The 12,464-nt window shown below is 64.1% G+C and carries 11 protein-coding genes; 6 read left to right on the forward strand and 5 right to left on the reverse strand.

Annotation, left to right across the window (positions count from 1 at the left end):
- Positions 1–136: 136 nt before the first annotated feature.
- Positions 137–1,012 (reverse strand): alpha/beta fold hydrolase, encoded by an 876-nt coding sequence (locus LVE68_RS12750; protein ID WP_232940785.1) that lies wholly within the window; start codon positions 1,010–1,012, stop codon positions 137–139.
- A gap of 126 nt (positions 1,013–1,138) precedes the next feature.
- Between LVE68_RS12750 and LVE68_RS12755 the strand changes: the two genes are divergently transcribed.
- Positions 1,139–1,831 carry a CAP domain-containing protein gene (locus LVE68_RS12755; protein WP_232940786.1) on the forward strand — a complete coding sequence of 231 codons (693 nt, stop codon included), beginning with the start codon at positions 1,139–1,141 and terminating at the stop codon, positions 1,829–1,831.
- Positions 1,832–1,897: 66 nt separating this feature from the next.
- Here the strand turns inward: LVE68_RS12755 and LVE68_RS12760 are convergent, their stop codons facing one another.
- Entirely contained in the window at positions 1,898–2,866 is a 969-nt protein-coding gene (locus LVE68_RS12760; protein WP_232940787.1) for an endonuclease/exonuclease/phosphatase family protein, read from the reverse strand.
- 150 nt (positions 2,867–3,016) lie between these two features.
- Here LVE68_RS12760 and LVE68_RS12765 point away from each other — a divergent pair, with 150 nt between their 5' ends.
- From LVE68_RS12765 to LVE68_RS12780, 4 genes are all read left to right on the forward strand, one after another.
- Positions 3,017–3,703 (forward strand): ABC transporter ATP-binding protein, encoded by a 687-nt coding sequence (locus LVE68_RS12765; protein WP_232940788.1) that lies wholly within the window; start codon positions 3,017–3,019, stop codon positions 3,701–3,703.
- Entirely contained in the window at positions 3,679–6,060 is a 2,382-nt protein-coding gene (locus LVE68_RS12770) for an FtsX-like permease family protein (protein WP_232940789.1), read from the forward strand. Before LVE68_RS12765 ends, LVE68_RS12770 begins: the two co-directional genes overlap by 25 nt.
- Entirely contained in the window at positions 6,053–7,129 is a 1,077-nt protein-coding gene (locus tag LVE68_RS12775) for a lipocalin-like domain-containing protein (RefSeq protein WP_232940790.1), read from the forward strand. Before LVE68_RS12770 ends, LVE68_RS12775 begins: the two co-directional genes overlap by 8 nt.
- A gap of 244 nt (positions 7,130–7,373) precedes the next feature.
- Positions 7,374–9,332: a DUF3604 domain-containing protein gene (locus LVE68_RS12780; protein ID WP_232940791.1), complete on the forward strand. Its 1,959-nt coding sequence runs from the start codon at positions 7,374–7,376 to the stop codon at positions 9,330–9,332.
- 13 nt (positions 9,333–9,345) lie between these two features.
- On the opposite strand, the gene LVE68_RS12785 is transcribed toward LVE68_RS12780, so the two are convergent.
- A complete protein-coding gene (locus LVE68_RS12785; RefSeq protein ID WP_232940792.1) occupies positions 9,346–9,831 on the reverse strand; it encodes a DUF2306 domain-containing protein in 486 nt (161 codons plus the stop codon).
- A 328-nt stretch (positions 9,832–10,159) separates the two neighbouring features.
- Here LVE68_RS12785 and LVE68_RS12790 point away from each other — a divergent pair, with 328 nt between their 5' ends.
- The gene (locus tag LVE68_RS12790) at positions 10,160–10,891 is read left to right on the forward strand and encodes a hypothetical protein (RefSeq protein ID WP_232940793.1); all 732 of its coding nucleotides are present in this window, start codon (positions 10,160–10,162) and stop codon (positions 10,889–10,891) included.
- A gap of 148 nt (positions 10,892–11,039) precedes the next feature.
- On the opposite strand, the gene LVE68_RS12795 is transcribed toward LVE68_RS12790, so the two are convergent.
- Positions 11,040–11,492 (reverse strand): DUF2721 domain-containing protein, encoded by a 453-nt coding sequence (locus LVE68_RS12795; RefSeq protein WP_232940794.1) that lies wholly within the window; start codon positions 11,490–11,492, stop codon positions 11,040–11,042.
- Positions 11,493–11,813: 321 nt separating this feature from the next.
- Positions 11,814–12,200, reverse strand: a complete 387-nt coding sequence (locus LVE68_RS12800) for a DUF3775 domain-containing protein (RefSeq protein ID WP_232940795.1) — start codon at positions 12,198–12,200, stop codon at positions 11,814–11,816.
- Positions 12,201–12,464 lie beyond the last annotated feature (264 nt).

The raw sequence follows: 12,464 nt of genomic DNA on the forward strand, positions 1-12,464 counted from the left end.
TTTTAGCCCAGGGGGCGCGATTATACAAGCGCCCTGCCGGCGCATTGCCCGCCCGAATCCGGGGTAGGGGCAGGGGCGGGGGAAAGTGCGGATGAATTCTCTGTCAGGTGACCCATGCTGGTGCATGGGCAGGACCCTACTGGTCCGGAGCTGCCACACTGTCGAGGAAATCAATCAATGCGTTGGCCAGCGCCTGTGGCTGCTCGGGCAGCATCGCGTGGCCCATATTGGGATAGGCCACCAGGCGGGTGTCCGGGCGACGCTGGACCAGGTTCCAGGCGTTCTGCGGCGGCGCGATCCTGTCGTCCAGCCCCTGGATTACCAGCCCCGGTGCCGTGCCGCCCAGGTAGATGGGCTCGAAATCGGTCTGCCGGGCGGCCTCCATCTGTTTCTGTGCGGTTTCGCCATGCCAGCCATCCTTCCACAGCGAGGGGTCGCTGCCGGGGGAGAAGAAAGAGTCGGCCACTGCCTGCAGGTGCTGCTCCTGCGGCAGGTCGGGATCGAACACCTTCTGGAATTCCTCCCATACCGCCCGGTCCGGCTCAATCTCGCCACCGGCGGCCATCAATACCAGGCCAGTCACCCGTTGCGGTTGCAGCCACGAGGCCGCGCGTGACACCCGGTTACCGAAATTCTGGCCGACGATAAACACCCGGTCGAGCTGCAGGCTGTCGGCCACGGCCCAGAGATCCCGCGCCAGCACCTGCAGGTTGACGTTATCCATTGGCCCGGTGCTGCCGCCGATGCCCCGCGGGTTGACCAGGACCACCCGGTAGCCCGCCGCCGCCACGCTCTCGCCCACCTGCATAAAGTCCTGCGCCGGGCGACCCAGGGAGGGATGCATCAGCACCGGCCTGCCACTGCCCTGCTGGAAAATTTCCAGCTTGGCCCTGCCCAGGTCGACCACCGAACGCTGCCAGTTGCCGTCCGCCGACCCCGCGACCTGCGCATTGGCGAGCTGGCCCAGGAAGAGGCTGGCAAGAATGCTGAAACGGAAAACGGCATGAAGCACGCGGTGGTGTCCTCCCCGGCATGAACGCTACAAGCATAGCGAACCCCCGCCGCCCGGCCCTTTTTCCGCTTGAATGCGTGGCAGCGCATCACTAAGGTTTGGGAAGACCACCACCCCGGGACACCGATGAAACGTACATTTATTTTCTGCCTGTCGCTGCTGGCCCTGCTGGTAATGCCAGGAGCCAAACTCGCCGTTGCCGGCCCCGCCTCCTCGCTACCGGACAGCCACCCGGGGCTCTGCCTGGACGGGGACGCCTGCGCGGCGGTGCGGCTACACAATGCGGTGCGCAAGCAACTGAATCGCGGCCGGCTGGCCAACAGCCCCAAACCCCTGCCACCGGTGGATATGCTGGTGCACGACCGGGCCCTGGGCATCACCGCATTTAACTGGGCGCGGCAGATGTGCGAGCGCGACGCCATGAGGCACAACCGCAACCGGGTGCGGGATTTCCACGCCAATGGCGGCAACCCGCATTACCGGCACATTGGTGAGAACCTGGCCGTATTCTCATCCACCCGGGGGGATATTTTCCCGGTGGGGGAAGGGGCCATCAGCCGGGCGGTGGATTCCTGGCTGTCCGAGGCCAACCAGTACCGCTACCGGCCCTTCACCAGCCGCGGCCCGGTAGTGGGCCATTACACCCAGCTGGTCTGGAATGCCACGGAAGTGTTCGACAGCGCCGGCAACCGGCTGCCCAAGGCGGTGGGCTGTGGTTCATACCAGTGTCGGTCGGGCAAGTGGTACAAAACCTATATCGCCTGTAATTATGCGCCGGCGGGCAACTTCAGGGGCAAGCTTCCCTACCGCGCGGAATAACATGGGCCGGGACTTTTATCCGTGCCGCTGCAGCAACAGCGGCTTTCGACCGGGTCCGGCAATCACTCAGATCCCGAACTCGATCCATAATGGGTAATGGTCGGATATCCGGTAGGAGACCGATGTGCGGCTCAGGCCCAGCCCGGCATAAAGGTGGGGCATAAAGTCAAAGCTGCCGCCGCTACGCACTTCCATGTCCAGCAGGGCTTGGTCGCCGACGGTAAACCATGCAATCTGGTCATAGAAAGCGTCGTCATCCGGATCCCCGGGATCATCGAAGATGGTCCTGGGTTGGTTGATCAGGATGTCCGGCACGGTCAGGCCGGAGGAGATAAAAACATCGTGCCCGGGACTTCCCTGGCGGTCTATGTTGAAGTCGCCGAGCGTCAGCAGGTTGTGATGGAAGCGGTTCGAGCGCCGCGCCCAGTCGGCCATCCAGTTTGCCACGCCCCTGAGTTCTGGCAGCCGGTCTGTCTCCCGGTCACCATAAAGCACGTGCAGTGTCACCAGGATAAAGGTGGTGTCGCGGCGCTGGAAACTGACGGCATATGGCGGGCGCACGAACTGCTCGTGCAGCACTTCCTGCCCGGTGTCTTGCAGCTGCTCTGGGGGGATGACAATCTCCGCAGCCAGACCTGAAGGGCGTACCCGTGAGCGCTGGAACAGGAATACCAGCCGCTCATCATTACCCGCGTCACCGATATTTACATCGGTCATCAGGAAGGCCCAGTCCTCACCGAGGAATGCCAGTGCATCCCGCAATGCGCGCAGGTCACCCTTTACTTCCTGGATGGCAATCACATCGAACCGCGAGAGGATCTCAATGATCGCCCGCAAGCCGCGCAGGTCTCGCTTGGGACTGTCATCACCGGTGGCGGTCCACTTGCGCGTCAATGAGGCGAACGAGCGGATATTCCAGGTTGCGATCAGCAGGTTGCTGGTGGCCTTTGGCGGAATCTCGGCATCCAGGGCAGCGCGCAGCGCGTCGAGCTCGGCGCGGACGGCTGCAGGTGGATTGTCATGGATCGAGGCCATTGTCCCTCCGGCGCGGGCGTCCGGTATCCCGTTGACGGCGTACCCTGTTGCTGAAAGCATAGTCCTGCCGGGCCCTATACTTTGATCTCCAGCGGCATGTCGCCTGATGCGTTTTGCTGTCGGCCGGGGCCGACTCCAACCGGGGAAGCCATGAACGAAGTCCTGATACAGGCGCGGGACCTGTGCGTGTCCTATCGCAACGGGCGCGAGCGGATCGACGTGCTGCGGGGACTGTCGCTGGAATTGCGGCGCGGTGAGGCGGTGGCCATTATCGGCCCGTCCGGCTCCGGCAAGAGCACCCTGCTGAACCTGCTCAATGGCCTGCTGCAACCGGACAGCGGCAGCCTGCGGGTGCTCGACCGGGACGCGGCCGGGCTGGCAGAAAACGACTGGGCCCGGCTGCGCCGCACGCGCATTGCCACCCTATTCCAGGACGGCAACCTGGTTCCCACGCTGACAGTGGAGCGCAATATTGCCTTTCGCGCCGGACTCGCCGGCCTGCAGCAGCATAGTGGCCAGGCATTGCTGGAGCGCCTGGATATTGCCGACATTGCCCGGCGCTATCCCGACCAGGTTTCCGGCGGCCAGCGACAGCGGGCGGCACTGGCGTGCGCCTTCATCATGGAGCCGGAAATCATTTTGGCCGACGAGCCCACCGGCAGCCTGGACCAGGCCACCGCCCGGCGGGTAACGCCGCTGTTCTTCGACGCCATCCGCGAGCGGGCGCTGGGCGCCCTGATCGTCACCCACAATACCGAGCTTGCCCGGCGCTGTGACCGGGTGCTGGAACTGCGGCGGGGAGCCCTGGAGCCATGGGACTCGGCACTGTCTTCCTGAGCCACTACCGGCGCCATCCCGGGCAACTGGCCGGCCTGCTGCTGATCCTGGCCTGCGCCGCCACCCTGTGGAGCGGGGTGCGCTCCCTGACCGGCCGCGCGGAGGAGGCCGTCGCCCAGTCCCGGGCGGCGCTGGAGCCGCGCCTGAGTGTGTTGCGCGTCGACGGCCGTGCCGTGGGGGTGGAGGATTTCGCCCGCCTGCGCCGGGCGGGGCTGTGTGCCTCGCCGCGGTTGCAGGTTTATATACCGGTGAGCGAGGCGCCTGAAGTCGTGGGTATCGATCCGTTCACGGCCGGTTGCCTGCGGCAGTACAGCGGCGAATCTCCGCTGGTGGAAGAACTGCTGGCCGGGCCCGCCCGCCCCCTGCTGCTGGGCAATGCGCGGGACCTGGCGCGCTGGCGGCAACTCTCCCTGCCGGGCAGCGGCGATTACCGGCTGCAACCGGCCGAGGGCATACCGCCGGGCCTGTTGCTGGCGGATATCGCCGTCGCCGCGGAGCTGGCTTCCGGCGGGCGTGCCGACCTCGAGATCCTGCTGCCGGCGGCTGAATTACAGGGGCGGGCGCTGCCGCCGGGGTATACCACCCGGGTCGAGGACTACGGTGTCGAACCGGAGTCGCTGGTGGAAGCCTTCCTGCTCAACCTGGATGCGCTGGGGGCGCTGGCACTGCTGGTGGCCGCGCTGCTGGTGCGCAGCATCTACCGTTTTGCGCTGGAGCAGCGACGCCGCAGCCTCGAGATCCTGGTGCGCCTGGGCGTGCCGGTGGCCCGGTTACGGCTGGTGTTGGCGGCGGAGGTGCTGCTGCTGGCGGTGGCGGGCGGCAGTGTCGGTGTGTGGCTGGGGGCCATGCTGGCATCTGCGCTGGCCGGCGGCTTCCAGTGGACGCTTAGCGGCCTGTTCAGCGTGGACATCCTGGCGCAAAGCCCGCCCGCGCTGGAAACCTGGCTCGGCATGGTGCTGATCCTGGTGCTGGTGGTGGGCTGGGCCTGTATCGACCTGCTGCTACTGCGGCGCGTGCGGCCGGGCACGGAACTGGAAGGCGGGCGACGCCGGCAGCTGGCCCTGCTAATGGTGGCACTGCTGCTGGTGCCGGCCTCCCTGGTTGTATTGCTGGCGACGGAAAAACTGTGGCTGGTATTCCTCGCCGCCACCGGCTGCCTGGTGGGCGCCGGCCTGCTGTTGCCCGCGCTGCTGGACCGGCTGCTGGCGCGGGCCGAACGGCGCAGCCGCGCGGCGGGGATGGGCAGCGGTGCGCCGCTGCTGGAGTGGTCCTGTTCGGAGATGCGCGCACTGTGCCGGCTGCTGCAACTGCCGCTGGTGGCACTGGCATTCGCCATTGCGGCGGCGATCGGGGTGCAGGCGATGGTCACCGGGTTCGAGTCCACGTTCGGGCGCTGGCTCGACCAGCGCCTGCAGGGCGATCTCTACCTGGATCCCGGCCGGCCCGTGGCGACCGCCGCGTGGAATAAACAGCTGCAGCAATTGCCCGGAGTGAAAACGGTGTTGCCCATGGTACGCGGTCGCGGCCTGCTCGACGGCCAGGCGGTGGACGTCATGGCCGTGGACCCGGCCTCGCCGCTGGTGCGGGACTGGCCATTACTGGCTGCCGCTCCCGGGCCCTGGGCCGCACTTGCCGCACAGGGAGTGATGGTCAACGAGCAGCTGGCCCGGCGACAGTCGCTGTCGGTGGGGGACCGGGTGCGGTTCCGGCTTGGCAGCGCGCCACTGTCACGGCAAGTGATTGGTATCTATGCCGACTACGGCAGGCCCGAGGGCGAACTGCTGCTACCGCTGGCGCTGGTGCCGGACTCCCTGCCCGAGCGCTACACCACCTTTGTGCTGGGGGTGAACGACACAGCCACTCCGGGCTGGCAGGACTGGCCGGAGCAATATCCCTGGCTGGCGGGCGGGCGCCTGCGGGACCAGCCGGGCCTGAAGCGCGCCGCCAGCGCCGCCTTTGCGCGAACCTTCCGCATGACCCGATTGCTGAATATCCTGACGCTGGCCCTCGCCGGCACCGCCCTGGCACTGATGGGGCTGGTGATTTTCCGCCTGCGGCAACGCAGTTATACGCTGCTGCATGTGTACGGCGTGCCGCGGCGGCAGCTGCGCTGGCGGCTGGTGGCCCACAACATGCTGGTCACCGGCTTGCTGGCAATCGTGGCAACGCCACTGGGAGTTTTCCTCAGCTGGGTGCTGGTGGCGCGGATCAATCCGGTTGCCTTTGGCTGGTCCCTGCCACTGGAACTCTACCCGGGTTTCTGGCTGCAGGTGTGGCTGGCCAGCCTGCTGATCGGTGCCCTGGTGGGCCTGCTGATGCGCAACCCGGTGCGACTGGAGACCCTGAAAAATGAATAGCCTGCTCCGGCTCGCACTGCTTGCTCTGATACTGGCCGGTTGTGGCGAGCGCGCCGGTAACAGCGAAGGAGGGGAATCCCTCGGCGCCCTGAGCGACGCCCCCGGGCAGTTTCGGCAGGCGCTACCGGGTATGACCGTCCGCCTGCCGGAGGATATGGGGGCGCACCGACAATACCGCCTCGAGTGGTGGTACCTGACCGCCAACCTGCAGGGCGCCGGTGGCGAGCGCTTCGGTGTGCAGTGGACACTGTTCCGGTTTGGCCTGAAGCCCGGGCCCTTTGAAAACCCTGAGCCCGGCTGGCACCGCAATGAGGTCTGGCTCGCCCACGCGGCACTCAGCCGCCCGGGTGATCACCGGTTTGTCGCCCGCAGTGCCCGCGGCGGCACCGGCCAGGCCGGCATCACGGTACGGCCCTTCAGGGCCTGGATTGACCACTGGCAGCTGGAAAGTGACGAAGGCAAACCCTGGTCGCTGGCGGTGGACGGTGGGGAGTTCGCCTACCGCCTGCAACTGCAGCCACGTTTGCCCCCGGTATTTCACGGTGAGCGCGGCTTCAGTGCCAAGTCCGCCGGTGGCGGCGGCTCGATGTATTTCAGCTATCCAATGCTGGCAATTGACGGCACGGTGCAGGTCGATGGCCAGGATTTTCCGGTCAGCGGGCGGGGCTGGTTCGACCGGGAGTGGAGCAGCCAGTACCTGAAACCGGACCAGCAGGGCTGGGACTGGCTGGCGCTGCACCTGGAGGATGGCCGTCACCTGATGGTGTTCCGCCTGCGCGGTGCCGACCCCTATTTTTCCGGCACTTTAGTAGAAGCCGACGGCACCACCCGTAACCTCAGTGCCGGCGACTTCAGCCTGCAGCCCCGTGAATACCGCGACAGCCGCTTTGGCCGGGTGCCGGTCGCCTGGCAGCTGCGGGTTCCGGCTGCCAACCTGGACCTGGTAGTCCGTTCCTGGCCCGGCGATTACTGGAACCCGGGCAGCCTGCGCTACTGGGAGGGCCCGGTCAGTGTCAGCGGCAGCCACGCCGGTGAGGGCTACCTGGAGATGACCGGCTACGGCAACTGAATATGCCCGGCGCGCTGCCGGCGTCGCGGGAAATTTCCCGCCCCTGCCTGATTGCACCTCCTCCTTTCTCATATCGCGCTGCGGGGGCAGGCCCGGCGCGGCAATATACCCTGGTTGCGGAATAGCAGATGTAAGTCGCAGGACGGGCGCGCCAGTCACCGGTCCCAGGCGGCGTGGCCTCGAATGCCATCCTATGATTCCTGCAACATTGTGTTTCCCCGATGCCCGGCTGCGGGAGGATTAAATGCATCGCTTCAGCCAGTTACTGCTGCTTTCCCTGTTGCTCACCGCTTGCGGTGGTGAAAACGAAAAGCCCGCACCGGAACCGGATGCAAGTGCCGGCGCGGAAAATGGTAAGGCGTCGGCAGGGCCAGAAGTCCCGGCTGGCCATGCGGAGACTGGAAGCACTGATACAGAGGCGGCAACCGGGGAAAGGGATGGCGATGCGGCTGCCGGCAATGTCACCGGCGACATAGCCACAGACGTCTATTTCGGGAACTTCCACGTCCACACCAGTTACTCATTTGATGCAGTAACCAATGGCGCCACCACCACCCCGGATGACGCCTACCGCTGGGCGAAGGGTGAGGCCATCTCCGCCGGGACACTGGGTGGCGAATTGCAGATCGAGCGGCCACTGGATTTCTACTCGGTATCCGACCACGCCGAGTACCTGGGCGTGTTCAAGAAGATGTACGACCCGGAGAGCCCGGCCAGCAAGCTGCCGATCGCGAAGGAAATTACCTCGGACGATACCAAAGTGGCATTCGATGCCTATGCCCGTGTGCTGGACTCGATGCAGCCGGGCAACTCGGACCCGGCCTTGTCGGATCCGTCGATTACCAAACCCATCTGGCAGGAAATGGTGGAGACTGCTGACAGGCACTACAAGCCGGGCAAGTTCACCACCTTCCCCGCCTTCGAGTGGACCTCGAACCCGGACAAGCTGAACCTGCACCGGGTGGTGGTATTCCGCACCTCCGAGGGTGTTCCGGATATGCCTTACTCGGCGCTGGACTCCGACGATCCCCGCGACCTGTGGAAATGGATGGCGAAGATGCGCGAGGGCGGCGCCACCCTGTTTGCCATTCCCCATAACGGCAATGCCAGTGACGGGCTGATGTTCCCGGTGGCGCTCGATGGCGAGCCACTGACGGCGGACTATATCGAGACCCGGGTCCGGAATGAGCCGGTATACGAGGTCTCGCAGATCAAGGGCACATCGGAAACCCATCCGGAGCTGGCGCCCAACGACGAATTCGCGGGTTTCGAGATCTGGGATTACACCCTCTCCTCCACCAGGGTGGAACGCCCCAAGAACAAGAAAGGCAGCTACGCCCGCCAGGCCTATCTCGATGGGCTGGCCATGGCCGCCAAGGGCAGGGGCAACCCCTATGTGTTCGGACTGATCGGCGACTCCGATACCCACAATTCCGCGGCCACCATAGAAGAGGACAACTACACCGGTAAATTTGGTATCGAGTCGAAAGCGGAACACCGGCTGGATGGCCCGGTACCCGGTGATGAGGTGAACAACCAGCGCGTGCGGGAATTCAGCTCAGGTGGCCTTGCCGCGGTGTGGGCGCCGGAAAATACACGGGAAGCCATCTGGGATGCAATCAAGCGCAAGGAAACCTACGCAACTTCCGGCACCCGGATGCAGGTGCGCTTCTTCGGTGGTTGGGATTACGACAAGGACAGTATGCAGGGCGACTGGGCCAGGGCTGCCTATGAAAAGGGCGTCCCCATGGGTGGCAACCTGGAGCCAGGCAGTGGCGACAGGAAACCGGTCTTCCTGGTGCAGGCGATGAAAGACAGCGCCGGGGCTAACCTGGACCGCATCCAGATCATCAAGGGCTGGGTGGACAAGGACGGCAAGCAGCACAAGAAAATTTACGATGTGGCGCTGTCCGGCGATCGCAAGCCCGGCAGTGATGGCAAGGTGCCGCCGGTGGGCAATACCGTCAATGTGGAAAAGGCAACCTACACCAACGATATCGGCTCCGGCCAGCTCTCCGCAGTATGGACGGACGAGGAATTCGACCCGGCACAACATGCTTTCTATTACGCCCGGGTAATCGAGATCCCCACACCGCGCTGGTCCACCTACGATGCCGCAAAGCTGGGGCGCGAACCGCCCGACAGCCTGCCGGAGACAATCCAGGAACGCGCCTGGACCTCGCCGATCTGGTATTCGCCGTAAGCAGGGTGGGCCGCTAGATTGTCTCTTGGGGCTGGATACTCCGTGAGGCCAGCGAGGTAAGGGTCTCCGGCAGGCGCGAATGAATCATCAACCCGCCAGCGGCCACGATGACGAGGGACGGCAAGCCGACGGCGAAGGTGCCGGACAGGGTCGAGTACTCCGTCAGCAGTTGCCCGACGCCAGCGGCCACCAGGCCGACATAGGACCAGCTCATAAAGTAGGCGTGAAGGTTCATCCACCCGTAGGCCGGCCTGCGCAGGAAGGCCGGGATAAACCCGGCGCTGAGGGTGGCGAGGCTGATCCAGGCAAGAATATGGAAGGGGCCGGCGGTGCTTGAGTCCTCATACACCGACAGCGCGCTCAGGTTAGCCAGCAACAGGGAGGCGCAGTACAGGTAGCCCGGCCAACGATGCTTCCTCCCGCCTTTTTTCTGCAACAGCGCCACCGCTCCAAATGCGAGACACGCGCAGGCGAGTACAAAGTGAATAGTGCCCAACATGATTCAGGTTCCCTCCCGGCCGGGCCAGCTTGTATGCACCGGCATCTATCCCTAGTTGTTTTCCAGCGCGTGAACCAGCGCCTGTTCCCTACTACCCCGTGGTTTTGCCCAGGCCCCGTGCCCGGATACCGCGCTACACAGTAAGTCGGATTTCCTGACCCCGGTCAAGCCACCGTTCTCACCCGGGACCGGGCCGGTATCCGCCATCCATGACCCGGCAGCCGCCCTTGGCGCAACCTACCGCGCCTGATTTACAATGGCCTGCCGGTATTACCCGGCCCGGCGCCAAGACGCCGTGCAGCAGTCATATCCTGAATAGAGACCCAGTATGAGAATCCAGTACCCCGCCAGAATCCTGGCCGCCTTTGCCCTGGCCGCCTCCGTCCTGGCCCTGCTTGCGGGCTGCAGCAGGCCGGAGACCCCGCAGGAGGTCACCCAGGCTTTCTGGGGCGCGGCGGTGGATGGCGATGGCGGCGATGTGGCCCGCTATTCCACTCTGGGCCACCCGGACGCCTTTGACGGCTTCGCCCGCGACTGGGAAGGCTACCGCCCGTCCTGGGGCAGGGTGATCATCGATGGCGACCAGGCCAGCGTGGTGTCGGAATTTGCCCGCCCCGATGGCGCGCGCGACAGCGAGCGCTCCTTTGTCACCTACCTGGTGCGCCGCGACGATACCTGGCTGGTGGACTACGACCGCACCGCCCGCAGCGTCAACGGCGGCCTGTTCGGCGACATGTTCAACCAGTTCGACCGCCTCAGCCGCGAGTTCTCGCGGCAGTTCGACCAATCGACCAAGGACGCCAATGCCGAGGTGGAGCGCATGCTGGAAGAACTGGAGGGCGCCGGCCAGGAGCTGGGCGAGCAGGCCTCCGAGGCGCTGGAACGCTACTCTGAGGAGCTGGACAAGGCCCTGCAGGAAATGGAGCAGTCCATCGAGCAATCGCTGGAGGAAGACCAGAACAGCCTGCCGGCGCCGGAACAGAAGCCGATGGATTCTGCAGCCGTTGGCCCGCTACAAGGTAAGAGCACGGTCTTCGAATGGAACCGGCTTCCTGCCTGATTGATATCTGGCCTGGTAATCCTTCCAACTAAATAGAGAGCCCTGCGGTGCACGGTGTACATGCACTGCGGCTGGCTGCTCATTCATGGAAATGTCAGCTCGGCCCTGTAGGCCACCTGCGTCAATTGAGCCGAGTCTGCCGGGGCCGTTAGTCGACCTTGAAGTCCGGTATACGAATGCTCTGCATCGCCAGGTGCACTTCGCGCAAAAAGAATGCAAGCCCGGCAATCAGCGCCAGCATCGCGGCGGCAAACAAGGCTCCGACGACGCTACCCAGTGGGGCATCAATCATCACGCCAACAAACAGCATGGCGATCACCACGCACAGCAAGAGGGCTGAAATCGTCGAGGCTGTAATTGCCACACTGGAGTAGTGTCTCCGGCGATCGAGGGCTCGGAGTTCTCCAGCAATCGAGTCCGGCTTGATGAGCGAGAAGTCAATCTCACCCTCTGCCAGGGCCCTGCCGCGATCGATGATCCTGGCAAGGCGGCCAGTCATGACGGCGAGCATCCCGGCAATCCCGGTCAGCAGGAAAGCGGGCGCCAGTGCAAGCTGGATCGCGCTTGCACTGGCATTGAGGATTTCAGGGGTTGAAGCCATATTGCTAGCTCGTCACGAGGCACATATTTATTGGCGATAAAGTGCTTATCTTTCAGGTGCACACCCGGTCGCATTCTCGACCTGCTGCCCGGACGCTCAAGGCATTGGATAAATGGCACGGGTTTTCGCGATAGCGTACCGGACTTTTCCGCAGGTCTCCACCGGCCGGTTGATCGGATTATCAGGCGCGAAAACCAGCCGCGCTCCGGGGAAGGAAAATGTAAGCATGAGTGAAGGTGCGGCCAGTCGTCTCGACTATATCCGCGTCGAAGATATCGGGTAGGCGCCAGCTGTGACTGGCCGGGTACCAGACGGCAACCGCTATTCGTTGCAGCGGTGGCCGAACAGCTCGAGCCCCTTCTCAAGATAATTGGCCAGCAGCGGGTGGCCGACCAGGTACTCTGCAGTTTGCGGTGTCCAGTCATCGGCAGCCTGCGCCAGTGCCTCTTGCCACTCCCCCAGGCTGTAATCCTCGCGGCCTAACCACACCAGTGCGACCAGCTCCTGCTGCTGGTCCGGCTCCAGGTCGTCCACAATGGACTTGAACTCCTGAAAAGTCTTGTCGCCCCCGTGGCTGGCCAGGATCTGCCGTGCCCAGTCCCCACTGGCATTGTCCGGCTCATCGGGAAAGCTTACCCCCTCCTGGGCATGAAATTCCTTCGCCAGGTCGATGAGGCGGCAGGTTGTGTCGAGGTTAAGACTGAGCATAGTGTTCTCCCTCAGGCAAGATTGCGGCACCGTAGCGGCAGGCGTTGCGACAGCCAAAATGTCAGCATCTCTAAAGATTAGGCTTTTTTGCCAAGGGTGGAATTAGCGGGACGCAGTGGCTTAAGCGCCAGGCAAGTCGCTAATACCCAATCGCGCTCGGGTGTCATTTGGCGCCACTGTGAGAGTCTAATTGTGCTGGCCGCGCCCTCCGTCAATTGAAGAGTCTTTATAACTTATTGAAATTAAGGAATTGTATATTTTATT

It is taken from the genome of Microbulbifer sp. YPW16 (genome assembly GCF_021290385.1).
GTDB classification, from domain to species: domain Bacteria; phylum Pseudomonadota; class Gammaproteobacteria; order Pseudomonadales; family Cellvibrionaceae; genus Microbulbifer; species Microbulbifer zhoushanensis.